This is a genomic window from Arthrobacter alpinus (genome assembly GCF_900105965.1).
In the GTDB taxonomy this organism is placed as follows: Bacteria; Actinomycetota; Actinomycetes; order Actinomycetales; family Micrococcaceae; genus Specibacter; species Specibacter alpinus.
In genome coordinates this window covers 3,595,326-3,620,036 of the sequence record NZ_FNTV01000001.1, presented here as the reverse complement: position 1 = coordinate 3,620,036, position 24,711 = coordinate 3,595,326, and the positions used below count along the sequence as shown (strand labels likewise).

22 protein-coding genes, 1 tRNA gene and 1 pseudogene are annotated in these 24,711 nt (G+C 61.9%); 15 read left to right on the top strand and 9 right to left on the bottom strand.

The genetic code is table 11. The features are described from left to right. The first annotated feature begins 216 nt into the window (after positions 1-216). The 6 genes from BLV41_RS16525 to BLV41_RS16500 all read left to right on the top strand — a co-directional run bounded on the left by BLV41_RS16525 (position 217) and on the right by BLV41_RS16500 (position 8,009). A complete protein-coding gene (locus tag BLV41_RS16525; protein WP_074712552.1) occupies positions 217-1,005 on the top strand; it encodes a DeoR/GlpR family DNA-binding transcription regulator in 789 nt (262 codons plus the stop codon). Continuing rightward, on the top strand, positions 1,002-1,949 hold the full coding sequence (locus BLV41_RS16520) for a 1-phosphofructokinase family hexose kinase (protein WP_074712550.1): 948 nt from the start codon (positions 1,002-1,004) through the stop codon (positions 1,947-1,949). Before BLV41_RS16525 ends, BLV41_RS16520 begins: the two co-directional genes overlap by 4 nt. 18 nt (positions 1,950-1,967) lie before the next feature. Next, positions 1,968-4,088 carry a PTS fructose transporter subunit IIABC gene (locus BLV41_RS16515; RefSeq protein ID WP_074712548.1) on the top strand — a complete coding sequence of 707 codons (2,121 nt, stop codon included), beginning with the start codon at positions 1,968-1,970 and terminating at the stop codon, positions 4,086-4,088. Positions 4,089-4,117: 29 nt separating this feature from the next. Further along, complete coding sequence (locus BLV41_RS16510) at positions 4,118-5,836, top strand: putative PEP-binding protein (RefSeq protein ID WP_074712546.1); 1,719 nt, start codon at positions 4,118-4,120, stop codon at positions 5,834-5,836. 112 nt (positions 5,837-5,948) lie between these two features. Next, positions 5,949-6,224, top strand: coding sequence for an HPr family phosphocarrier protein (locus BLV41_RS16505; RefSeq protein ID WP_074712545.1), 276 nt, complete (start codon positions 5,949-5,951; stop codon positions 6,222-6,224). 180 nt (positions 6,225-6,404) lie between these two features. Further along, positions 6,405-8,009, top strand: coding sequence for an MFS transporter (locus BLV41_RS16500; protein WP_074712543.1), 1,605 nt, complete (start codon positions 6,405-6,407; stop codon positions 8,007-8,009). A gap of 33 nt (positions 8,010-8,042) precedes the next feature. On the opposite strand, the gene BLV41_RS16495 is transcribed toward BLV41_RS16500, so the two are convergent. From BLV41_RS16495 to BLV41_RS16480, 4 genes are all read right to left on the bottom strand, one after another. Next, a complete protein-coding gene (locus BLV41_RS16495; protein WP_074712541.1) occupies positions 8,043-8,804 on the bottom strand; it encodes an SDR family NAD(P)-dependent oxidoreductase in 762 nt (253 codons plus the stop codon). Continuing rightward, a complete protein-coding gene (locus BLV41_RS16490; protein ID WP_044579935.1) occupies positions 8,805-9,140 on the bottom strand; it encodes a GNAT family N-acetyltransferase in 336 nt (111 codons plus the stop codon). It abuts the gene before it with no gap. Between the two features lie 100 nt (positions 9,141-9,240). Next, complete coding sequence (locus tag BLV41_RS16485) at positions 9,241-10,074, bottom strand: hydroxymethylpyrimidine/phosphomethylpyrimidine kinase (RefSeq protein ID WP_074712539.1); 834 nt, start codon at positions 10,072-10,074, stop codon at positions 9,241-9,243. Between the two features lie 141 nt (positions 10,075-10,215). Next, positions 10,216-10,288 (bottom strand) — tRNA-Lys (locus tag BLV41_RS16480). A 161-nt stretch (positions 10,289-10,449) separates the two neighbouring features. Here BLV41_RS16480 and BLV41_RS16475 point away from each other — a divergent pair. The 3 genes from BLV41_RS16475 to BLV41_RS16465 all read left to right on the top strand — a co-directional run bounded on the left by BLV41_RS16475 (position 10,450) and on the right by BLV41_RS16465 (position 12,923). Further along, complete coding sequence (locus BLV41_RS16475; protein ID WP_074712537.1) at positions 10,450-11,097, top strand: hypothetical protein; 648 nt, start codon at positions 10,450-10,452, stop codon at positions 11,095-11,097. Between the two features lie 248 nt (positions 11,098-11,345). Beyond that, positions 11,346-11,909, top strand: coding sequence for a DUF47 domain-containing protein (locus BLV41_RS16470; protein WP_244516951.1), 564 nt, complete (start codon positions 11,346-11,348; stop codon positions 11,907-11,909). Between the two features lie 3 nt (positions 11,910-11,912). Beyond that, positions 11,913-12,923: an inorganic phosphate transporter gene (locus BLV41_RS16465; RefSeq protein ID WP_139244355.1), complete on the top strand. Its 1,011-nt coding sequence runs from the start codon at positions 11,913-11,915 to the stop codon at positions 12,921-12,923. Between the two features lie 95 nt (positions 12,924-13,018). Here BLV41_RS16465 and pstB read toward each other — a convergent pair whose 3' ends face one another. Genes pstB through pstS form a run of 4 tightly spaced genes read right to left on the bottom strand, consistent with a single transcriptional unit; the run spans position 13,019 to position 17,035 of the window. Further along, entirely contained in the window at positions 13,019-13,798 is a 780-nt protein-coding gene (gene pstB / locus BLV41_RS16460) for a phosphate ABC transporter ATP-binding protein PstB (protein WP_044579821.1), read from the bottom strand. 26 nt (positions 13,799-13,824) lie between these two features. Next, complete coding sequence (gene pstA / locus BLV41_RS16455; protein WP_244516950.1) at positions 13,825-14,919, bottom strand: phosphate ABC transporter permease PstA; 1,095 nt, start codon at positions 14,917-14,919, stop codon at positions 13,825-13,827. 11 nt (positions 14,920-14,930) lie between these two features. After that, entirely contained in the window at positions 14,931-15,878 is a 948-nt protein-coding gene (gene pstC, locus BLV41_RS16450) for a phosphate ABC transporter permease subunit PstC (RefSeq protein WP_074712532.1), read from the bottom strand. Between the two features lie 35 nt (positions 15,879-15,913). Continuing rightward, positions 15,914-17,035: a phosphate ABC transporter substrate-binding protein PstS gene (gene pstS, locus BLV41_RS16445; RefSeq protein ID WP_074712531.1), complete on the bottom strand. Its 1,122-nt coding sequence runs from the start codon at positions 17,033-17,035 to the stop codon at positions 15,914-15,916. A gap of 348 nt (positions 17,036-17,383) precedes the next feature. Between pstS and BLV41_RS16440 the strand changes: the two are divergent. From BLV41_RS16440 to disA, 6 genes and pseudogenes are all read left to right on the top strand, one after another. Next, positions 17,384-19,038: pseudogene (locus tag BLV41_RS16440) on the top strand (MDR family MFS transporter). Positions 19,039-19,040: 2 nt separating this feature from the next. Beyond that, positions 19,041-19,511: a MarR family winged helix-turn-helix transcriptional regulator gene (locus tag BLV41_RS16435; RefSeq protein ID WP_083360840.1), complete on the top strand. Its 471-nt coding sequence runs from the start codon at positions 19,041-19,043 to the stop codon at positions 19,509-19,511. A gap of 97 nt (positions 19,512-19,608) precedes the next feature. Next, the gene (locus tag BLV41_RS16430; RefSeq protein ID WP_044579811.1) at positions 19,609-20,742 is read left to right on the top strand and encodes an FUSC family protein; all 1,134 of its coding nucleotides are present in this window, start codon (positions 19,609-19,611) and stop codon (positions 20,740-20,742) included. A 125-nt stretch (positions 20,743-20,867) separates the two neighbouring features. After that, positions 20,868-21,158, top strand: coding sequence for a VOC family protein (locus tag BLV41_RS16425; RefSeq protein WP_244516949.1), 291 nt, complete (start codon positions 20,868-20,870; stop codon positions 21,156-21,158). Positions 21,159-21,217: 59 nt separating this feature from the next. Beyond that, positions 21,218-22,627, top strand: a complete 1,410-nt coding sequence (radA, locus tag BLV41_RS16420) for a DNA repair protein RadA (RefSeq protein WP_074712529.1) — start codon at positions 21,218-21,220, stop codon at positions 22,625-22,627. Positions 22,628-22,772: 145 nt separating this feature from the next. Next, a complete protein-coding gene (gene disA, locus BLV41_RS16415; protein WP_074712528.1) occupies positions 22,773-23,843 on the top strand; it encodes a DNA integrity scanning diadenylate cyclase DisA in 1,071 nt (356 codons plus the stop codon). Positions 23,844-23,848: 5 nt separating this feature from the next. On the opposite strand, the gene BLV41_RS16410 is transcribed toward disA, so the two are convergent. Then, on the bottom strand, positions 23,849-24,547 hold the full coding sequence (locus BLV41_RS16410; protein ID WP_139244353.1) for a hypothetical protein: 699 nt from the start codon (positions 24,545-24,547) through the stop codon (positions 23,849-23,851). Positions 24,548-24,711 lie beyond the last annotated feature (164 nt).

The following is a 24,711-nucleotide window of genomic DNA, read 5'->3' as shown; positions in this document are numbered from 1 at the left end:
CACCACACGTCACGGAACACCTGTGATGTGTGGTGAGTGAGTGTGGGTTGTTTGTTTTAATGGGCGATTCCCGCAGCTGTCACGAAGCGCCACGCAAGCCAAATCTGTGTTTATGTGGGAATTGCGTTGACAAACAAAGATAAACACAGATAGAGTCATTCAAATCAACATCTTGTGACACCCGTCACGCATCAGAGTCGCTGCGGAAGGACCGCTATGTTTGCCGAGGAACGGTACCGACGAATTGCAGAACTCGTCAACGCCCAGGGGCGCGTCAGCGTCAATGACTTGGCCGAACTCTTCTCCGTCACCCAGGAAACCGTCCGCCGCGATCTGGCAGCCCTCGAGGACTCCAACCAGCTGCGCCGGGTTCACGGCGGTGCAGTTGGCACAGACCGGCTCACCCGTTCGGAGCTGAGCCTGAGCGAACGCCAAAGCCAACGCTTGGATGAGAAGCAGCGCATTGCCGCCGCCGCAATTGCCTTGGTTCCCAACGCCCCTACGGCCTCGATACTGCTCGACTCCGGAACCACCACGGCAGCACTGGCCGAACTCCTAGCAGGTTGGACCCCGGCAAACTCTGGCGATGAACTGCTCGTCATCACCAATTCACTGCCCACCGCGGCGTCGCTAAGCACAAACAAACATTTGCTGTTGGACATTGTTGGCGGCCGCGTCCGCGGCCTGACCAGCGCCGTTGTTGGCGCCCGCGCCACGGAGCAGCTCGGCGCCCTTCGCCCCGACATCGCCTTCATTGGCGCCAACGGCATCCACCCCGATTTCGGTTTGAGCACACCGGATCCCGTTGAGGCGGCAACAAAGACCGCCATGGTCCGCGCCGCTCGTCAGGTTGTTGTTCTCGCTGATGCATCAAAGCTCGGCACCGAAACTCTTGTCCGTTTTGCAACCCTTGAGGAGATCGACACCTTGATCACCACCTCCGCACCATCCACCGAACTTGCCGCCGCGTTGTCCGCCGCGGGTGTTGAGGTGGTGGTGGCATGATTCTGACACTGACCCCCAATCCGAGCCTTGACCGCACCATTGAGCTCGCAGGAGTCCTTGAGCGCGGCGAGGTTCAGCGCGCAACGGCGTCTTCCCAGCATCCGGGCGGCAAGGGCGTAAACATTGTCCGGGCCCTGTCTGCCTCCGGCATCCAGTCACTGGCGCTGCTTCCCGGCGACGCCGATGACGCCCTGGTTCGCGCCCTCTGCGTGGAGAACATCCCGCACCAGAGCCTGCCCATCGGCGCTGCCCTGCGCAGCAACGTTGCCATCACCGAGCCCGACGGCACCACCACCAAGGTCAATGAGCCCGGCCCCACCCTCACTCCGGAACAGGTTGCCGCGTTGTTGGCTCTAACGGTTGAGAAGTCCGACGGCGCTTCCTGGCTGGTTCTGGCCGGTTCCCTGCCGCCCGGCGTGCCCAATGATTTTTACGCCCACGTGATCGATTCCGTGCGTGGCGCCTACGGCGCGAAGGCCCCAAAAATTGCCGTGGATTCCTCCGGTGCACCTCTGCGCGAGTGCCTAAGTTCGGCTCCGGATCTGATCAAACCCAATGGTGAAGAACTTGCCGAGCTGACAGGCGCCACCAACGGCCAGGACCTCGAATCACATCCGGCCCTGGCTGCCGCCACGGCATCCGCCTTGGTTCACCAGGGCGTTGGCGCAGTTCTTGCAACGCTTGGCTCCAAGGGTGCCGTGCTGGTCACCAGGGATGGTAGCTGGCACGGCAATGGCCCGGCAATCGAGGCAAAAAGCACAGTCGGCGCGGGCGATTCCGCACTGGCCGGATATCTGTTGAGCACTCTACGCGGCGATTCCGCGCAGGCCTGCTTGCAGCAAGCAGTGGCCCATGGGGCGGCCGCAGCTTCCCTCCCCGGAACCCTGGTTCCGTCCGTTGAAGAAACCAACCCCAAGGCCGTCAACGTGACGGTACTGGCCTGAAGCCGAAGAGAAACTCTCATGACCACTCTTATCAACACCGATCTGGTGCTCCTAGATGCCAATCTCGGCACGGACACCACCAGCGTCATCCGCAACCTAGCCGAGCTTGTGGCTAAGACCGGGCGGGCCTCCGAAGTTGCGGGCCTGTTCGCCGACGCCCTGGCCCGCGAACAAAAGACCGCCACAGGCGTCCCCGGTGGCATTGCCATTCCGCATTGCCGTTCCGAGGCTGTTCTTGAGCCCACCCTGGCCATGGCCCGCTTGAACCCGGCCGTTGACTTCGGCGCCAAAGACGGCCCGGCAGACATCGTCTTCTTCATTGCAGCCCCGGCTGGTGCCGACAACGAACACCTGAAGTTGCTGTCCAAGCTGGCCCGTTCCCTCATCAAGAAGGACTTCACGGCAGCCCTGCGCGCAGCAGCAACCCCTGCCGACATCGTCGCCCTCGTGGCAGAGGCGCTCAAGGACAAGCCGAAGCCGGCAGTCACAACAGCGACTGCCGCGGCTGGCGAAGCCGGCAATGGGGCCCCGGGAGCGGCTTCGGGCGTCCGCGAAGCGGGCGGGGGGCCCATTGCCGGTGAAGCCAGTCCGGCCTCGCAGGCATCCACAACGCGCCAGAAGCGGATTGTTGCTGTGACTGCATGCCCGACAGGTATTGCACACACTTACATGGCAGCGGACTCCTTGGTGCTGGCCGCACAGGAAGCTGGCGTTGACCTACAGGTCGAGACGCAGGGCTCAGGGGCTGTGACGCCACTGGACCCGGCCGTGATTGCCGCTGCCGATGCCGTGATCTTTGCCGTGGATGTGGATGTTCGTGGCAAGGAGCGTTTTGCCGGCAAGCCGCTGGTGAGCTCTCCGGTCAAGCGCGGCATTGACGAGCCGGCCAAGATGATCCAGGAGGCCGTGGCTGCCTCTGACAACCCGAATGCGCGCCGCGTGCCTCACTTCGGCGCAGAAGAGACTGCCGAGCAGAAGGCCGCCGCCTCTGGCGAAAGCCTGGGCTCCAAGATTAAGAAGGTCTTGCTGACCGGTGTCAGCTACATGATCCCGTTCGTGGCCGGTGGAGGTCTCTTGATTGCGCTGGGCTTCCTACTGGGCGGCTTCCAGATTCCCGACTTTGCGGACAAGATCCTCACCTCCAACAGCCTTGCCAACCTGCCCACGGACTACCCTGCCCAGGCCTTGGGACCGCTGGGAGCATATCTGGGTGCCGTCGCGTTCAAGATCGGTGGCCTCTCAATGGGCTTCCTGGTCCCGGCGCTTGCTGGCTACATTGCTTTCGGTATTGCTGACCGACCTGGTATTGCACCCGGCTTCACGGCCGGCGCCCTTGCCGTGTTCATGGATGCGGGCTTCCTTGGTGGTCTGGTGGGCGGTATTTTGGCCGGTCTTGCCGCGTACTGGATCGGCACGTGGAGTGTCCCTCGCTGGCTGCGGGGCCTCATGCCCGTGGTCATCATCCCGCTACTTGGTTCAATCATCGCCTCCGGCGCCATGTTGCTGTTCCTTGGTGCACCTATCGCGGCGCTTACCGTTGCCTTGAACAACTGGCTGACGGGCATGTCCGGCGCCTCCGCCGTGGTCCTGGGCATCATCTTGGGACTCATGATGTGCTTCGATTTGGGTGGCCCGGTCAACAAGGTTGCTTACGCATTTGCTGTTGCAGGTCTGGGCGCAGGCAGCCTCGCCAACCAGGCACCGTGGGAAATCATGGCCACGGTCATGGCAGCGGGCATGGTTCCGCCACTGGCAATGGCTCTTGCCACCGTGCTGGACAAGAAGCGCTTCTCACTTGCAGAGCGTGAGAACGGCAAGGCCGCTTGGCTGCTCGGCGCCTCCTTCATCTCTGAGGGTGCCATCCCGTTCGCCGCGGCCGATCCCCTGCGCGTCATCCCCGCCTCCATGCTTGGCGGTGCCGTCACCGGCGCCATGACCATGGCATTCCATGTCACCTCACAGGCACCCCACGGCGGGTTCTTCGTGTTCTTCGCGATCGGCAACCTGGGCATGTTCGCCCTGTCCATCGTGGTTGGCACGATCGTGGCCGGATTGGCAGTTGTGGCTCTGAAACGCTGGGCTGTTCGCAAGCCCGTTGATACTCTTGCAGCAGCACAGCCTGTAACCGCGGCCAACTAGTACCTGACATGTTTTTCGAAGGAGCAACCGTGCAAAGCTTTGTTGGAGTCGGCGTCTTCCGTGGCCGTGTCATTGGCCCCGTCAGGCACATGCCCGCCGCATTGACTGCGCCACCGGCGGGTGAAGCATTGGATAGTTCGACGTCGGCCGAGACGGCCGCTGCCAGCCTCAAGGAAGCCGGGGCAACGGTTAAGGCCGCCCTGACGGAGCGGGCCTCCCGCGCCACGGGCGATGGCAAGGCAGTCCTTGAGGCGACAGCCTTGATGGCCACCGACCCGATGCTCATCAAGGCCGCCATCAAGCTCATCAACAAGGGCAGCTCCGCAGAACGGGCCATTTGGGATGCCGGCGACACCGTGGCGGCCATGCTCATTAGCTTGGGCGGTTACATGGCTGAACGCTCCCACGACGTCCTTGATGTGCGTTCACGCATCGTGGCGGCTTTGCGCGGGGTCCCGGCACCGGAAATCCCGGACTCCCCCGTTCCTTTCATCCTGGTTGCCGACGACCTTGCTCCCGCAGACACGGCGACGCTTGACCCGACAAAGGTTGTTGCTCTAGTCACGGCGGGTGGCGGACCGCAGTCGCACACCGCCATCATTGCCCGAAGTTTGGGGCTCCCGGCCGTGGTTGCGGCCGCCGGAGTAGCTGCACTTGAAGAAGGCGCGGACGTGTTCGTTGACGGGTCAGCCGGAATTGTCAGCACGGACCCGGGTGACGCCGAGCGTGCGGCAGTGGCCGTGTGGCTGGAGAAGGCCTCACTGCTGGATGTCTTTGATGGTCAGGGACAGCTGGCAGACGGCACCGGATTGGCCCTGTTGGCCAATGTCGGCGGAGCCAAGGATGCGCAGGAGGCTGCCGCGGCAAACGCCGAAGGTGTTGGACTACTGCGCACCGAATTCTGCTTCCTCGGCCACAGCACCGAACCCAGCCACGAGGATCAGGTGGCCGCCTACAAGGGCGTCTTCGATGCTTTCGGCGGGAAGAAAGTTGTTGTTCGCACCCTCGACGCCGGGGCGGACAAGCCCCTGCCATTTTTGACCGACAGCACCGAACCAAACCCGGCACTGGGCGTTCGAGGCTACCGCACCGACACCTCAACTCCGGGTGTGCTGGCCCGCCAGCTAGCTGCCATTGCCGATGCCGCGGCACAGTCGCAAGCCCATGTCTGGGTCATGGCACCCATGATTTCCACGCCAGCCGAAGCCGCCGATTTTGCCGCCCTGTGCGCCACCGCGGGCCTGAACACTCCCGGTGTCATGGTGGAGGTGCCCTCGGCCGCGCTGACGTCCCGACATTTGCTGGACCGTGTGGAATTCGCCAGTTTGGGGACCAACGACCTGACCCAGTACGCCATGGCTGCCGACAGACAGCTTGGCACGCTTGCTGCGCTCAACGATCCCTGGCAGCCTGCCGTGCTGGCCCTGATTTTGGCCACCGTTGAGGGTGCTGTTGCACAAGCCAAGCATTCGGTGTCGCGGGGCCTTGAGGATTCCCCGCCCAAGCCGGTGGGTGTGTGCGGTGAGGCGGCCGCTGACCCGGCTCTCGCCGTGGTGCTTGCCGGTCTGGGTGTGTCCTCGCTGTCCATGACACCGCGGGCGCTTCCGGCCGTTGCAGCGGTCCTGCGCACCGTCACCATGGAGCAGTCCCGCCAGTTGGCGTACCTCGCGGTTGGTGCAGCCTCCGCTTCCGAAGCCCGCGAGCTTGTGCGCGCCGGGCTGCCTGCCTTGGCCGAACTCGGCCTGTAGTTCCTGCCCCTGCGGGCGAACAAACCCGCGGTGGTCACGGTTGGCGAGTCCAAGATTTCACCAAGTTCGACCACCAAACCCCTGACTATCAAACAAAGATCTGGAGCATTTCATGATTGAACGCACCGCCACCATTGCCAGCACCGTTGGGCTGCACGCCCGCCCCGCCGCCATCTTCGCCGAGGCCGCAGGCGATCTTGGTGTGGAAGTGACCATCGCACGCGTTGGCGAAGTCCTCGATGAGGCCGTCGACGCGGACAGCATGCTGGCCCTGATGAGCCTGGGCATCGAGTTCGGCGAAGCCGTTGTTTTGCGCACCGAGGATGACTCTGCCACCGAAGGTCTTGAGGCCTTGGTTCGCATCTTGGAGACAAACCACGACGCCTAATTTCGCCCCCTCAGAAACCCCGTGTAGAAGCCCGTTTAGAGCTTTCAACACGGGGTTTTTGCATGGTTGACAGAAACCCTCCCCAGGGTCCACAATGACCCATCTGCTAGAATTTAAGGTCTGCCCGTAGCGATGCAGCAGAAAGTCGCAAGCAAATGACCTCCTTAAGGAGATGAACAAATGCCCACAGACCGAAGCATGACTCAACCGGATTCAGGTGTTAAGGACACCGCAGATCGATCGCAGCCTAAGCTCAAAAAGCCCCGGCTGCCCAAACTTAAGAAACGCCGCCTGGGCGTTGACGACGTAAATGTTGTTGATGCACCCATGCTCAAAAAAGCCCTCGGCGGAACCGTCGTCGGAAACACCATGGAATGGTACGACGTAGGTGTCTTCGGATACCTGATCGGCACCATGGGACCGGTATTTTTGCCGGATTCAGACCCCTCGGTACAAACGCTCTTCCTGCTCGGTACATTTGCCGCCACCTTCCTGGCCCGCCCACTCGGCGGAGTCGTGTTTGGCTGGCTCGGTGACAAGATTGGGCGGCAGAAAGTACTCGCCGCCACACTCATCGTCATGGCTGCCTCAACGTTCGCCGTTGGGCTGCTGCCCGGATATGCCCAGATCGGCATCTGGGCCGCCGTGCTGTTGGTCCTGCTGAAGCTTGTTCAGGGCTTCTCCACCGGCGGTGAGTACGCCGGTGCAACCACCTTTGTCAGCGAGTATGCGCCGGACAACCGGCGCGGATTCTTTGCCAGCATTTTGGACCTCGGCAGCTACATGGGATTCGCCATCGGTGCCGCGCTGGTCTCGGTGCTGCAGCTAACGCTCGGCCAAGAAGCCATGGAGCAGTGGGGCTGGCGCCTGCCCTTCTTGATTGCGGGCCCCCTCGGGCTCATCGCCGTGTACTTCCGCATGAAGATCGAGGAGTCTCCCCAGTTCCAGGCAACTTTGGACGCCAACGAGGAGAACGCCAAATCCGCCGCCGCCAGCGACGAAGCCACGTCAAGCGGCCCCGTCCGCTTGGTCAAGGTTTACTGGCGTCAGGTGGTGCTGGCCATGGTGCTGGTGGCCGCTGCCAATACCGTAGGTTACGCGCTGACCTCCTACATGCCCACGTACCTGACGGATTCAAAGGGTTATGACCCCGTCCACGGAACCCTGCTGACCATTCCCATTCTGGTCGCCATGGCCCTGTGCATTCCGCTTACGGGGCGTCTTTCCGACAGGGTGGGCCGCCGCCCCGTTCTGTGGGTCGGGGCGATCAGCACAGTGGTGCTCGCCGTCCCCGCCTTCCTCCTAATTGGCGTTGGTCCTGTTTGGACCACCCTGCTGGGCCTGGCCCTGATCGCCTTCCCCGTCACGTTCTACGTGGCAAACTTGGCCTCGGCACTGCCGGCGTTGTTCCCGACGTCCAGCCGATACGGCGGTATGGGGATCTCCTACAACTTTGCCGTGGCGATCTTTGGCGGCACCGCCCCGTTCATCATCCAGGGCCTGATCACCATGACCGGCAACGACATGATGCCCGCGTATTACCTGATGTTGACCTCCGCGATTGGCGCGGTTGCCATCTACTTCCTGCGGGAATCTGCACAGAAACCGCTGCCAGGGTCCATGCCGAGTGTGGCAACGCTCGAGGAGGCACAGGAATTGGTGGCTACCCAGGATGACAACCCGTTGCTGGACATGGACCACATGCCCTTTGACGATTCCTATGAGCCTGCTACCCCCGGTGCAGGCATTCCAGTCACTGTTGGTCGGCCCGAGTCAGATGGCTGATCCACGGTAACATTGCCTCGCTTATGGCAGATTTCAGCGGCCGCGGTTACCTGCCGCGGCCGCAAGCCGGTCCGGCAACAACCGGTTCAGCGCCATGAGCGTGGCATAGCGGCGCGAGGGGATGCTCACGGCTTTACCTGCCATGTTGGCGGCCAAGCCAACACGTACTACCCGCCCGGCATCGAGCCACATCCATGGGCGCACTCCGCGCATATTGGCCCCCATGCGTTCATGGAACTCGGTGTGCACGAATCCCGGACATACAGCCGTTACCCTCACTCCCTTTGGCCCATACCTAAGGTTGGCAAAACGGCTAAAGCTGACCAGCCATGACTTCGCAGCCCCGTATGTTCCGCGGGGAATGAACGCCGAAACACTGGCCACATTGATAATGCTTCCGGTGCCGCGTTCCAGCATTCCCGGAAGAACTGCATGCGCTAGCTCCATGGGAGTCTGGGCCAAAATGCGCAGGTGCGCCGATTCTTCATCAATGGTGTTCCGCTCGAAAGCATTCACCAAGCTAAAACCTGCATTATTTACCAGCATGGAGACCGGTTTTGCGGAGTCTGCCAGCCGGGCGCAGACGGAGGCGACGCCATGGTCCGTCACCAAGTCTGCAGGCAGAACCTCCACATTAACGCCGTATTCGGTCCGTAGTCTCACGGCCTTTGCCTCCAACCGCACAACATCCCGGGCAACGAGGATGAGATCGTGTTGCGAGCGTCCCAGCTGCTGCGCAAACTCGGCGCCAATGCCGGAGGTGGCTCCCGTGACCAATGCGGTTGGACGTTCCATTTAGGGGCCCTCAGGGAAGTCTGTGTACTGGTTGTAAAGGTCCGGGTGCTTCGCAATGAACCGCGAAATATATGGGCAGTGCGGGATGACACGCTTGCCGGAGGCAACAACATCGTCGAGGGCATAGCGGGCAAGAATTTTTGCCAGACCGCGCCCTTCAAAACCGGGCTGACTAATGGTGTGCTCAAAATCAATGTGGCCAGGGAGATCCTTGAACGTACTGATCACGGCCAGTTCCTCATGTTCAAAGAGCTCGTAGCGATGCCGGGAATCGTTACGGGTCATCCGGACGGAGGCGTCGAAGGGATCGGACTCTTGGGCTTCGTTGGCGCTCATAAAGCGAGCTTGGCACACCAGCGCGGCGCTGGCAACAGTGCCACGCACCCATAACCAGGTGCATGGTGGTGGCACTGTGCCCGCGCCGCCGTGTCAGCAGTTAGGCGCGCGCGCCACCCTGCCACAAGGCTGTGAACGGAGCGCCGGAGGTGACCCTGTTTTTGATCCCCTCGGTCACAAAGGTCTTGGCCGTGCGGGCTGCCTCGAGGGGTGTTGCGCCCTTGGCTAGTTCTGCAGTCACGGCAGCGGCCAGGGAGCAGCCGGCACCGGACACGGCGACTTCGCCAACCTTGGGAGCAGAGAGAACTTCAAGCGTTTCGCCGTCAAAGAACACGTCCACGGCCTCCGAGCCTTCCAGACGCACGCCGCCCTTGGCCAGGACTGCGGCCCCGCTGATTTCGTGGATCTTGCGGGCAGCAGCCTTAAGGTCGGCAACATTGTTGATGGTCAGGCCCGAAAGGGACTCGGCCTCGAAATGGTTCGGGGTAACAAACGTGGCCAGCGGAAGGATCTGAGCCTTGAGCGCCTGATCCGTATCCAGTGCGTGGCCAGGCTCCTGGCCCTTGCAGATCAGGACGGGATCCAACACAACATTCTTGAATCCACCGGCCTTGAGGGCGGTTTCCACCGTGGTGATTGTGGCCGGGCTGCCCAGCATGCCGATCTTCACAGTCTCAAGAACGGTCGGTGCGCCGGAAGCGGAACCATAAGCCGCCGTCGTCGCTTCCAACTGGTCTGCAATGACCTGCTGGTCAACCGGCACAAAGCGGTGGTTCCAGGTGTCCTTCGGGTCAAAAGAAACAATGCAGGTGAGGTTCACAATGCCAAAGACGCCCAATTCCTGGAACGTTTTCAAGTCGGCTTGGGCGCCGGCACCGCCTGTCGCTTCAGATCCGGCGATGGTCAGGGCAAGTGCAGGGGCAATTATTGTCATAGAACCATCTTGCCATCTTGATCCGTTGATGGCCGCCCGGATTGCGGCCGGTGACAAACGCAAAAATGCCGCCGTTGGCGCCTCTTGCCACGGTTTACACGGTGACATGCGGCGCCAACGGCGGCATTTTCAAGAAGTCGGTGGGCCCTGCGGGGCTCGAACCCGCGACCCACGGATTAAAAGTCCGATGCTCTACCAACTGAGCTAAAGGCCCGACCTAACGACAACCGATACGAAGATGAATCCATCTTTGCAAAAGTTGACGCGTATCAGACTACCGCACGCCACGGACCAGAATGCAATCGCATGGTTGATTTGCACAGCAACCGCCCGCCTCCCTCGACCACACCCGGGCGGCGGGGGTAGTGTCATGTCATGAATGATCGAGCAGCCACCAACGTTCCCCGGCCGCACAAGCCCGTACCGTTTGCACCCGTCGACTTTGAGCCGTATGCAGGCGGCACCGATCCGGCACGCGTTTCCGAGGCGGCCCACCTCGCAGCTCACGCACTGGTCCACAGCGGCCGCGCCAGCACAGACCCGGAGGTCACCAAACGGCTGGTGAAGCTTGCGGATAAACAAGGCCTCGAGGCGATCGCAGAGATGTGGGCGGCCAGCCCTGCCCGATCGCTACCTGGCGCCCTGTGGCGCCTGTACGCCCTCCGTGCCGCCACACTGCAGGATCCTGAAGGCATCAGCGTCTTCTTCCGTGCCGGACAGCAGAAGGCCCAGGTGGCCAATGCCGTGGCCGGAGTTGCCGAACCCCCGGGCGCTGAGGAGATCACGGTCATGGCCAACGCCATCCTGTCCGGCGCGTTCGACGGCGACTTTGACGTTGCGCTGGAACGCTCGGCAGCGTTCTGCCGAGTGATTGCCCTGGGGCAGGCAACGCTGGCCACCGAGCGTGAGGCTGCTCACCCCGAGCACTCCACTAAGTTGACCAACAAAGCCCATCAATTGGTGCGAACGGCCGAGGATCTCGAGGGTGCAGCCAAGTCTTGGCGCAAGGGCGAACTGGACTAATCCACAGGTCCCAGTTGACACTCGGGCCAAGACGTATCAGACTGAAAGCGGTGTCGAACCGTGGAACCCCCGGGCTCCATTTTATAGCCGCTTTGAGCGGCCCAGTGCCGAGAGGCGCTCCCGGTTCGACACCACTTTTATGTCCTGAATACAACGGATTTGCCGACCCGATCCGCTAACACTAAGGCCTCAGAATGAAGCTTCGACTTTTCCCACAGGAGACTGCCGGACTTCAGGCACTGGCTAGCATGGCCACACACGTCACCGCCGGGACCCAGACCTTGGCCGAGCTTCTCGGGGCCGCCCGCGGTGACTTTGCATCGCTCGCCGAATCCCTGCGCCAGCACGAAGCCGCCTCATCCTCAGATTTCGCCACACTCTTAACCGGAATGCGGACCAGTTTCATCAATCCCCTGCCCCGAGAAGACCTCTATGCATTGGGCCAGCTGCTCAATGAGACCAGCGAAATACTCACGGGTGCAGGGGAAGCCATTGAGTTGTATAGCCTGGACCGCATTCCCGCCCGGGTCAGCGATCAGCTGGAAATTCTTTCCCGGCAGGCCGAACTGACAGTCACCGCCATGAAGTCGCTCAACGATTTGGACAGCCTGGAAGACTATTGGCTGGAGATCTTGCGGCTGGCCAAGCGGGCCGACCACACCCACAGGGTGGTAGTGACAGAACTGCTTGACGCCCACAGCCCCACAACGTTCGTCAAGTACCGGGCACTGGCGGACCAACTAGTCTTTGCAAGCCGGCAAATGAGGGCCGTAGCCACACATGTTGGCAGCATCATCGTCAAGGAATCTTAAGCCTTGGTCACCGCCCTTCTAATGGCCGTGATCGTCACGGCGGCGATTTTCGCCTTCCTCAACGGCTTCCGAGATGCCTCCACCGCCGTCGCACTTTCGGTTCGAAACCGGGCCCTGACCCCTTCAATCGCCATCATCCTGGCGGGAGTTTTCAACTGCCTTGGCGCACTCGCCAGCGCGGTGTTGGCCGCGACGTTTGCGGACAAGCTTTTCACCATGCCTCCGGGGCGAAACGGCCTGGTGTTGCTGTTGGCCGGGCTCATCGCGGCCAGCCTGTGGGGCATCTACTTGTGGTGGCGTGGTTTCCCTTCGTCCTCCACGCACGCCCTCATCAGCGCCCTGGTGGGCGCTTCCATGGGATCGGCCGCCATTGGCCATCCGCCGCTGGATGGCATCAATACGACACTCCTGACGCTTGTCCTGCTGCCGATGCTCGTGTCCCCCCTTGTGGCGTTTGTGCTGGGATTCGTGGCCGTTTACCCCACCTCTTGGATGGCGCGATACACGGCACCCAGTCAGGTCAATCGGCGCACACGGCAACTGCAGGCGGTGGCCGGTGCCGCCGTGGCCTTTGGGCACGGTTTGCAGGACGGTCAGCGCACCACGGCGGTTGTCTTGTTGGCATTGGTGGCGGCCGGTGCCAGCGGGGCCGGCAGCATCCCGGTGTGGTTGCCGATCTTCACGGCGGGGATGCTCACCGTCGGAACCCTCTTTGGCGGCTGGAGGATCTCTTATACGCTGGGGCACCGGCTGGTCCGGCTGGATCCCATGCGCGGCTTTGTGGCGCAAATTGTGGCCGCCGGGCTTTTGTTCGTTGGCGCCATCGGGCTGCACATGCCGCTGTCCACCACACACACCGTCACGGCGGCGATTGTCGGGGCTGGGGCCAACCAGCGCTTCACAGCCACCAATGGCCGGATCCTGGCCCGCATAGCAGTCGCCTGGCTCGCTACCCCCTTGGCCTGCGTGCTGCTGGGCGCAGTGTTCTTTCTAGCCCTGTCACCGCTGACCTAGGCCCTCCACGAAAAATGACCCCGATTTCGCTTTCGGATACCGGGATATCGGTGTCAGAGAGCGGAATCGGGGTCATTCCTGGAAGAGCGGGGCTGCTATCCGAAGCGACCGGAGACGTAGTCTTCGGTGGACTTTTCGGCGGGGTTGTTGAAGATGGTGGTGGTGTCGGCAAACTCAATGAGCTTGCCGGGCTTGCCGGTGCCGGCAATGTTGAAGAACGCGGTCTTGTCGGAGACGCGCGCAGCCTGCTGCATGTTGTGCGTAACGATCACTACCGTGTACTCGTCCTTGAGCTCATTGATGAGGTCCTCAATGGCCAGCGTGGAGATGGGGTCAAGGGCGGAGCAGGGCTCGTCCATCAGGATCACATCGGGTGAGACTGCAATGGCGCGAGCGATGCACAGGCGCTGCTGCTGCCCGCCGGAGAGGCCGGAGCCGGGCTTCTCGAGGCGGTCCTTGACCTCGTTCCAGAGGTTGGCGCCCTGCAGCGACTTCTCCACCAAAGCATCGGCGTCGGACTTGGGCATCCGGCGGCTGTTGAGCTTTACACCGGCCAGCACGTTGTCGCGGATGCTCATGGTGGGGAACGGGTTGGGACGCTGGAAGACCATGCCGATCTGGCTGCGCACGGTCACGGGGTCCACGCCGTCGGCATAGAGGTTGTCGCCGTCGAGCAGGACCTTTCCTTCGACGCGGGCGCCGGGGATGACCTCGTGCATGCGGTTCAGGGTGCGCAGAAAGGTGGACTTGCCACAGCCGGACGGGCCGATAAAGGCCGTTACGGACTTGGCGTCAAGGTTGATGTTGACGTCTTCCACGGCGAGGAAATCGCCGTAGTAAACATTCAAGTCACTGACATCGATACGTTTGGACATAACTAGAGTTCCTTTTTCACAAGAATTTAGCGGCCGGTTTTCGGCGCGAAGATGCGGGCCACCAGGCGGGCACCGAGGTTCAGAAGCATGACGAGGATGATCAAGAGCAACGCCGCAGCCCAGGCACGCTGGGTTGAAGGATCCGGGTTGGACGGTGACGTGGGCGTCATGATCTGGGTGTAGATGAACGTGGGCAGGGAAGACATCCACCCGGCAAAAACATTCATGTTGATAGTGGTTGCGAATCCGGCAGTGACCAGCAGTGGGGCTGTCTCCCCGATGACACGGGCAATGGCCAGGGTGACACCGGAGGCAATACCGGAGATAGCCGTGGGTATGACCACCTTGACGATGGTGCGCCACTTGCGAACACCGAGGGCGTATGCAGCCTCACGCAGTTCGTTGGGCACAATCTTTAGCATTTCCTCGCTGGAGCGAACCACCACAGGGATCATGAGTACGGACAGCGCCACGGCGGCCACAAAGCCCGTTTTGGTGCCTGGCCCCAGGATCATGGCGAAGAAGGCTGCTGCGAAGAGGCCGGCCACAATGGAGGGAATGCCTGTCATGACATCCACGAGGAACGTGATGACCTTGGAGAAACGGTTTCCGGCGCTGTATTCCACCAGGTAGATGGCGGTCAGCAGTCCCACGGGAACCGAGATGATGGTTGCCCACAGGGTAATCAGCACGGAGCCCACCAGTGCGTGGTAGACGCCGCCAACCACGGGAGTCCCATCCTTCACGGCTGCGTTGTCCACGGCGCCTGTCACACCGTTCATGGAGGTGGTCAGGAAGCCTGGGGCCATCAGTCCGGGAACACCGTTGACCAGCACCGTCCAGATAACGGAGACCAGCGGGAGCAGCGCCACGAGGAAGGCACCGTACACGAGCGAGGTGGCCAGCTTGTCAGTTGCTTTGCGGCGGCCCTCGACGACGGCGGCTGCCGTGACGTTTCCAACGGCGAACAAGACTGCGGAGAGCAGGGCCCAGCCAAAGACGTTGAAGCCGATCAGCGACATAAGAGCGGCGGCCACAATAATGGCGGCAACGGCGATCACGTACGGGGTGTAGCGCGGGAGGCGGCCGCGGGTCAGGGCGGAGCGCTTGCGTTCAGTCATGAGCGTGGCCATTAGTTGGCTCCCGAGAATTCTTTGTGGCGGTTGATGATCCAGCGGGCCACCATGTTGACAGCAAGCGTGATGAGGAACAGCACCAGGCCGGCGGCAATGAGTTCGTGCATGCGCAGGCCGAAGGCTTCGGGGAAGTCAAGGGCAATTTCTGCGGCAATGGTTTGGTTGCCGGAACGGATCAAGGAGGCGATCAACGGTCCAGAGGAGAGAACAAGCGCCACGGCCATGGTCTCACCGAGTGCGCGGCCCAGTCCCAACATGACGGCGCTGATGATGCCGCCGCGGGCAAAGGGCAGAACAGCCATACGGATCATTTCCCACCGGGTGGCTCCCAACGCCAACGCCGCTTCTTGGTGCAGCATGGGTGCCTGCAGGAAAATCTCACGAGTAAGTGAGGCGATGATGGGCAGCACCATGACGGCCAGGACAATGCCGGCCGTCAGAATGGTCTTGCCGGTACCGGAGGCGGGGCCACCAAAGATGGGGATCCAGCCGAGGTTGTCGGCGAGCCACTGGTAGGAAACCTTCAGGTTCGAGGCCAGGAAGCTTGCGCCCCAGGCTCCGTAGACAACTGAAGGAATGGCTGCCAGAAGGTCCACCACATAGCCGAGTCCGCGAGCAAGGCTGCGGGGGGCATAGTGGGAGATGAACAAGGCCACGGCCACACCAATCGGCGTGGCGATGAGCAAGGCGATGGTGGCTGCAATGAGCGTGCCAATGACGATCGGGAAGATGTAGGAGAAGAACCCCTCACCCCCGGTGATGTCGGCGGGTGCCGCGCCAAAGGTTGGCAGGGCCTGAACAATCAGGAACAGGGCCACGGCAAACAGCACGGCAACAATCAGCGCACCGGCGGTCAAGGCCGCACCGGAGAAGACTTTGTCTCCGATGCGACCTGACGCGGCTTGCCCAGCTCCCGCTTTGGGTACGAGCTTTGTGGTGGACAATCTAGTACTTTCTACTGACGCTTACTTTGAGGCGCTTACTTTGCAGCGACCGTGATGGAGTCAAGCGCCGTCTTGGCCTTGGCAGCCAATTCGGTTGACAGCGGTGCGCTCTTGGCGGCATCCGCGGCCTGCTTCTGGCCGTCTTCGCTCAGAACGAAGGTGCCGAATGCCTTGACCAGATCTGCCGTGGCTGCGTCAGGGTAGCTTGCGCAGAAGACGCCGTACGAGACCAAGACGGCGGGGTAGGCGCCAGCCACGGTGGTCTTGCGATCCAGCTTCAAGGAGAGATCGTTAGCGGCGCGCCCTTCGACAACGGTTGCCGCGTCGACGGCCTTGGCTGCTGCTTCTGCCGTAACGGGGACGTAGCTATCGCCAACCTTCAGCTCAACCTTGCCCAGTGCATCGGTGATGGCTGAGTCATCGGCGTAAGTGATGGCGCCGGGGGTTTCGGTGATGGTCTTGACGACGCCGGAGGTTCCCTTGGCGTTCTCGCCGGGCAGTGCGGTGGGCCAGTCGCCTGACTTCTTGTCGGTCCACACGGTTGAGGCTGCTGCAGCCAGGTAGTCTGTGAAGTTTTCAGTGGTGCCGGAGTTGTCCGAGCGGTGAACGGGCGTGATGGCCAGATCCGGCAAGGTTGCATCCGGGTTGGCTGCCTTGATGGCTGCGTCGTTCCAGTTCTTGATGTCGCCGCGGAAGATCTTGGCGATGGTGTCGGCGTCGAGCTTGAGGTCCTTGACTCCCTCAACGTTGAACGCAACAGCGATCGGTGAGATGTACCAGGGGATGTTGATGGCGCCCGCGGGGCCGCACTTTTCCTGAGCCGAAACCAGCTCTTCGTCCTTGAGGAACGCATCAGAGCCGGCGAACTGAACAGCACCTGCAATGAGGGCCTTGCGGCCTGCTCCGGAGCCTTCCGGAGAGTACTGGATCTTGGCGCCGGAGTTGGCGGACTCGAATCCGGCCTTCCAGGCGTCCATGGCTGCAGAGATTGAGCTGGCGCCGGTGCCGGTCAAGGTGCCGGTTACGGCAGCGCCGTTACTTGCTGCCGAAGTTCCGCCGTTGCCGGTGGACACTACGTTGTCGGTGCCACAAGCTGTCAGTGCCAACGCGCCGACGGTGAGAACTGCTGCCACGCGGCCAATGTGAAGTGCCTTCACGCTATTTACCTCTTCGATGGGTGTCTAAGGATTTCTTACTCCTTGAGCGTAGGAGGCACAGGTGAAGCAACGCCCCGAACTAGGTGAACAGAAGGTTAACGCTGCGGGGATTCTTTGAAATTAAGGGCGACGCCAGTCACATTCCAACCGCTTCTGGGGCACCATTGGCCACCACCATGGCAGGTTCCGGCCGCAATTTGACGTACGTCACACAATAAATTGGTTGCCTTAGATCAACTAACTGAATATAGTTGACAATAATCAACCAACTTGAGCCACGTCCTTGGAGTCCTTTTGTCCCAGAAATCAACCACCCCGAAGGCAGCCCCCGCGCTGTCCGATTCGGGCATGACCCACCGCCAGGTGATGCAATCGCTCACCGGCCTCCTGATGGGCATGTTCGTCTCGATCCTGGCAGGCACGGTGGTTTCCACTTCGCTTCCCGTGATCCTCTCTGACCTCCACGGCGATCAGACGGCCTACACCTGGGTGGTCACCGCCACCTTGCTGGCCACCACAATTTCCACCCCCATCTGGGGCAAGCTTGCGGACCTTTCAAACCGCAAGGTGCTGCTGCAGCTCTCCCTGCTGATCTTCGTGATTGCCTCGGCCATTGCGGGCTTCTCGCAAGACACCACAATGCTGATCACGATGCGTGTCTTCCAGGGTCTAGGTGCCGGCGGCTTGACCGCTCTGAGCCAGATTGTCATGGCTGACATCATCTCCCCCGCGAGCGCGGCAAATACATGGGTCTTTTCGGCGCCGTCATGGCCGTGGGCACCGTGGGCGGACCGCTGGTTGGTGGTTTCATCACCGATGCCATCAACTGGCGCTGGAACTTCTTTGTAGCCCTGCCGTTCGCCGTGGTTGCCATCATCTTGATCCAGAAGACCCTGCACTTGCCTGTGCAGGCCAAGCGCAAGGTCACCATCGATTACGCAGGAATCGTGCTGCTCTCGGCGGGCGTCTCCCTGTTGCTGATCTGGGTTTCATTGGCTGGCCACCAGTTTGATTGGGCCTCCATGGCTTCGGTGTGGATGGTGGGCGGCGCCGTAGTTGCCCTTGTTTCCTTCATCGTTGTGGAATTCAAGGCTTCCGAGCCCATCATCCCGCTGACCATGTTCAAGAACTCCACGTTCACGCTGTCCGTGATTGCCTCCATTTCCGTGGGTGTCTCAATGTTCGGCACTTCCGTGTTCCTGGCGCAGTACATGCAGCTGGCACGTGGAGCCAACGCAACCCAGTCGGGCCTCATGACCATCCCCATGATGGCCGGCCTGCTGATCGTCTCCACCGTTGCCGGTGCGCTCATTTCCAAGCACGGCAAGTGGAAGGCGATCATGGTGACCGGCTCCGTTCTGCAGCTGGTTGGTCTGTTCCTCTTGGGCACCATTCACTACGATTCCAACTTCGTTCTGGTTTCGCTGTACATGTTTATCCTGGGCGCCGGTCTGGGTATGGTCATGCAGAACCTGGTCCTGATTGTTCAGAACGCGGTCACCCCGGCCGAAATCGGTGTGGCCAGCTCGGGCATCGCCTTCTTCCGCTCCTTGGGCGGCACTATCGGCGTCTCGGTTTTGGGCGCCATCATGGCGACGAAAGTTGTTGATCTCATGGGCAGCAAGGCCGCCGAAATGCAGGCCGCACTTGGCGCACTTGGTGAGAAAGGCAAGGAAATTGGCGGGGCCCTGGCCAGCGGCAACATCCCTTCAATTCACACCCTGCCCGAGTCCGTTCGCGTGATTATCGAGTCAGCCTATGGCGACGCCGTGGCCCACGTCTTCTTCATCGCCGCACCGCTGAGCATCCTGACGATTCTGGCCGTCATCTTCCTGCCGAATCTTGAACTGAGCAATCAAACCCGTGACCAGCGGGCAAAGAGCGATTCCGAAGCCAGCAGCGACGGTTCCCCGCTTGAAGAGGCCGAGCATATCCTCCTTGACGTCAGCGAAGCATCCGGGGCCATCACCCCGGGCGCCGACGAGCTTGCGGCGCGCAGGTGAGTATGTCCCCCCTGCCCCCGCAGGGTCCCATGGATGAGGCAGACATGGCCGAGGCCATCAAAAACGCCCAGCAGCAGATCGGAACGATGCTCGTCCGGGCCCGGAAAAGCATCGCAGTCCGGGCAGCAACCATCCATCCTGACCTGAAGCCCATGGGCTTTTCGGCGATGATGCTGCTCTCACGCTGCGGTTCCATGCAGCAGATAACGCTGGCGCAGCAGCTCGACACTGACAAAGCCGTGGTCAGCCGCCTCCTGAAGCAACTCGAGGAACTCGGCCTGATTTCGCGGACCGTTGACCCCACTGACGGCCGGGCCATGATTGTGGCGTTGACTCCTGAGGCGCACGAGCGCTACAACTCAACACAGGAAGGTGCCCGTCAGCATTTGTTCGACAGGCTCTCCCGGTGGGAGCTCACCGAGGTTCGCCGCTTCGCGGATCTGTTGGCCCGCTTGAACGAGGACCTCGACTAATTAGCTAGGCCGAGTACCCCCTTGCGCTTTTCCCAGAGCGGCTTCCCTGCACCTGGCACGTGCGGGGAAGCCGCTCTTCGCGCATAGACTGGTTTTCATGCCAGAGCCTGTGCAGGCAGGGCCCGCCCGGGCCGCCGCCACATTTTTGTTCCTTAAGCGGCGTGCCCGCTTGGGGCTGCGCCGTAGCGCCAACTCTGTGTTCCACGCCCTTCTCATTGCAGTTTGCGCGGTAGGTGCGTATTACTTCGCCGAGATGGTGCTGGGCCACAAGGGGCCCTTGTTCGCCGCCACGAGTGCCATTGTCGCATTGGGTTTCTCCCGCGACCCCCGCCTGCGCCGTGTCCTTGAAGTAGGTGTTGGCTGCACCATTGGCATTGCCGTTGGCGACATGTTGCTCCATTGGCTCGGCTCCGGAATCTGGCAGGCCGCCCTAGTGGTCTTTCTCTCCATCTTGTTGGCCCGGTTCTTGGACAGTGGCGCGATCTTTACTACGCAGCTGGCGCTGCAGTCTCTCCTGGTGGTGCTCCTGCCCATGCCGGAGGGAGGGCCATTCTCCCGCAGCCTTGACGCCGTCGTAGGTGGTTGTTTCGCCTTGGCCGCAACGTTCCTCATCCCCCGGGACCCCCGCCGCGAACCCAGGGAGGACCTCAAGGAGGTCCTGTCCGAACTCTCCCTTGTGCTGCGTGGTTGCGCCTCGGCCCTCTCCTACAACGATTCCACCACCGCATGGCATGCATTGGTGCGTGCCCGCGGCCAGCAGCAGAGAATCGACCAGATGCGCCAAGGCCTGCGTGGATCTGTGGAGATTGCCAGACTCTCGCCCATGTACAGGCGACATCTGCAGGAAGTGGAGGGCATGGCAAGGCTCATGGTTCGCGTGGACTACGCCATGCGCTCCAGCAGGGTTCTGGCCCGCAGGCTCGCCAGCGTCATCAACAACGCGGCACTCTCGGATACGGGGACGGTGCATTTGGCTGAGGCGTTGAGCCAAACGGCGTCGGCCGTTGATGAGCTGGCCGCAGCCATCTCCGGGGCCAAGGCACACTCCGCCATGAGCCACGCGCGCGACTCCCTGGCCGACATCGCTGTCCGCCTCCACCCCAGCGACCTGGAGATCACACGCATGGAAGGCGAAACGGTGGTCCTGCTCTTGCGAACCCTCATGGTGGATCTGTTGGAAGCGGCCAATATGGATCCAGACGAAGCCAGGGCGCTGCTGCCAACGCTCTAGCTGCAGCGCGGTACCCAGCCTGGCCAAGGTATAGGATCTGGCGGCATGACACTGCGACTTGTCCAAGTGAACTTCAAGGCCTGCAATGACGCAGCGCTGGGCCAGTTTTGGGCGGACGCCCTTGGGTGGGGCGTCTCCAGCGAGGGCCCCGGAGTCACCAACCTGGAACCACCGGGTTTCACCTGGCCGGCCCCACGTCGGTTTGCATCGACCTGGTTTCCGTCCCGGACCCCGAGACCGTGAACAACCGCGCCCACCTGGATCTCGCGACCACCTCGGCCGCCCACCACACAGAGCTGCTGGCGCATCTGATGGATCTTGGTGCGACGCCTGCCGATGTGTGCCAGGGCGAGGTGCCGTGGACGGCCCTCGCCGACCCGGAAGGCAATGAATTCTGCGTACTGACCCCGGGCTGAGAGAAGCGACGGGGCCCGGCCGTGATGGGAGTGTCAGACCCCGGCGATAGGCTTGGGCCATGGCAACAAAGAGCGCAAAGACCAACACCGGGCAAAACTTCCGCTGCACCGAGTGCGGTTGGACTGCCGTCAAATGGGTGGGGCGCTGCGGCGAATGCCAGGCGTGGGGCACTCTGGAGGAGATTGGCACTGTGGTTGTGCGAACCACGGCCGCCACCAGCGTGGTTCGCCCTGCCCAGCTGATCTCCGAAGTGGACGCCTCGAAGGCCGCCCACAACCTCACGGGCGTGCCGGAACTGGACCGTGTTCTGGGCGGCGGCATGGTCCCAGGCGCCGTGATCCTGCTGGCGGGGGAACCCGGCGTCGGCAAATCTACGCTGCTATTGGACGTTGCCGCAAAGTTTGCCCGCAATGATCATGGCCAGGCGCCGCAGAAGGTCCTGTACCTGACGGGTGAGGAATCCGCAGCCCAGGTGAAATTGCGGGCTGAACGGATTGGCGCCGTCGCCGACACCCTGTACTTGGGGGCCGAAACGGATCTTGGCACGGCCCTTGGCCAGGTCGAAGCCGTGCAGCCGGCCCTGTTGATCGTGGACTCGGTACAGACCTTCAGCAGTGCCATGGTCGACGGCGCTGCCGGCGGAGTGTCGCAGGTGCGCGAGGTTGCGGCCTCGCTCATCGCCGCCGCCAAACGCCTGAACATGACGACCCTGCTGGTGGGGCATGTGACCAAGGACGGCTCAATTGCCGGGCCGCGCCTGCTGGAACATCTGGTGGATGTTGTCTGCCAGTTCGACGGCGAACGGCACTCCCGCCTGCGCCTCCTGCGCGCAGTTAAGAACAGGTACGGGCAAACCGACGAGGTGGGCTGCTTTGACCTGACCGACGACGGCATTGAGGGACTTGCCGACCCCAGTGGCCTGTTTACCTCCCGCACCTCCCAACCCGTATCCGGAACCTGCATTACGGTAACCATGGAGGGGCGCCGTCCACTGCTGGCCGAGGTTCAGGCCCTGCTGACGCCGGCCATGGGCTCATCGCCACGGCGCACGGTCAGCGGCTTGGATTCCACCCGAATTGGCATGCTGCTGGCAGTCCTGCAGCAGAGGGCCGGGCTGCGCCTGGATGCCGATGACAGCTATGTGGCAACTGTTGGCGGCGCCCGGCTGAGCGAACCGGCCATGGATCTGGCCGTGGCCTTGTCTATTGTTTCTGCCAAAACCAACAAGGTTGTGCATGCCAAGATGGTTGCCTTTGGCGAGGTTGGTCTTGCCGGGGAGGTCCGTCCCGTGCCGGGCATCAACCAGCGAATTCATGAGGCCAGCCGCTTGGGGTTCACCCATGCCCTGGTGCCGCGAAGCCCAAACGGGCCCGGGGAAATTCCGCCGAATTTCACGGTCAAACAGATCGAGCACATTGCTGAAGCCACCGAGCTAATCCTTCACGGCTCCCCGGAGCCGCGCCTCTAGCAGGTGGTGGCCTGTCCAAAAGGACACAGATCGATCAAGATCCCCCTGTTCCATGGCCTTTCAGGCCGGTATCAGTGCGAAGTTCCCACTATCATGGGCATTGTGACTTGCGCGGATTCCCGCGCTTGAAAAGAAGGAACTGCCCATGCTTCGCAGCCCCGAAGAGGCCCTCAAAGCCACTCTTGCCCGTGTCGCGCCGGGAACGCCGCTGCGCGACGGGCTGGAACGAATCCTTCGAGGGCGCACCGGTGCGCTAATTGTCCTTGGCTACGACAAACAAATCGAAAGTCTCTGCTCGGGCGGCTTTGAGATCGGCATCAACTTTGCACCAACCCGCTTGCGCGAACTGGCCAAGATGGACGGCGCAATCGTGTGCGACAAAGACGTCACGAAGATCCTGCGCGCCGCCGTCCAATTGGTACCGGACCCCAGCATCGAAACCCAAGAATCCGGCACCCGCCACCGCACCGCAGAACGTGTTGCCATCCAGACCGGCGTACCCGTGGTTTCGGTCAGCCAATCCATGCAGATCATTGCCCTGTACGTTGATGGGTTGCGTTACGTCTTGGAAGGTTCCGAGAAGGTTTTGGCCCGGGCCAACCAGGCCCTGGCCACGTTGGAACGCTACCGCGCCCGCCTCGATCAAGTGACCAGCTCGCTCTCGGCACTTGAAATCGAGGCCATGGTCACGGTGCGCGATGTGGCCGTCACCTTGCAGCGCCATGAGATGGTGCGCCGTATTTCCGAGGAAATCGCCCAGTACGTTTTGGAACTCGGCGTTGATGGCCGGCTACTCTCGCTGCAGCTCGAAGAGCTCTCCACCACGCGCGGTTCCGGCGCAGACACCGTGATCCGCGATTACACGGATCCGGAAACCACTGACGTGGATGCGGCCGTCACCGCCCTGCAGGAGATCGACCAGGCGGACCTGATTGATCTAAGCCTGATTGCCAGTGTGGTTGGCCTGGGCAGCGGCAACGACACCCTCGACAACATCATTCAGCCGCGCGGTTACCGTCTGGTTTCCGGCCTGAAGGCCATCCCCGGAGCCGTGGCGGGGCGGCTTGTTGACCACTTTGGTGGGTTGCAGAACCTCATGGCTGCCACGATCGATGAGCTCATGGTGGTTGACGGCATTGGCGAGCTGCGTGCGCGCAACGTCCGCGAAGGACTCTCGCGCATTGCCGAGGCCAGCCTTTTGGACCGGTTCCTCTAAGCCGCTTACTGCAGCGTGAAGGTGACCTTTTCGCTGGACCATTTGCCCAGTATCGCCACGAGCGAATACGTTGCACCGCCACGTCCCGGAGAGCTCACCACGGCTGCGCAATCGGGGGCATTGCGCTTGACCTTCCACACCATATTGGCCGTTTCCGAGGCGCCGGGGGCCAGGTTCTTGACCAGGTCGGTGGGTTCCAGCTGGCAATTCTTGGAGTTGTAGATGATGTCGTCACCGCTGGTGATCTGATATTCCATCTGGCTGGTGCCAACGTTGATATCGCACGGCGCCTTCCCCGAATTCGTCACGCGCAAGGTCAACACGGGCTGTTCCTCGGGCCCGTAGGAGGTTTTGTCCACGGCCGCCACTACCTTGATGCCGGCCTCATCGCACACGGCCGACGGCGCGGTGCCGGGTTTCGCTGCCTCCTTGGCTGCCGCGGGGCTGCTGCTGGCACCCGGGGAGGTTCCGGCGTCATTCTTGGCATCTCCGCCCAACAGGCCCACAAGGTAGATGCCGCCAGCCACGAGCCCGCCGATGACCAACAACGCCAAAACTGCGGCTGCAAGCCTGCGGCGGCGCAATACCTTGGCGGAAATGCGGGGAGTAGCTGATTTTGTGGTCGGCCGGGAAGTTTGGGGAGTTGTCCGGGCAGGCTTAGGCACTGGGGCCTTGCCCTGACCGGATTTTCCTGTAGTTCCCACCTCCCAAGAGTATCCAAGGGCGGAGCTGCGCAAAGACAACCACGCCGCCGCACAAAATGAAAGGCTGCACACACCCCTTTCAGTGCGGCCCGGGTGCGTGGCCTAGAGTTGAACTGCCCTTCCGGTCGTGGCCGGACATTGGCCACTAAGCACTAAGGAGAATG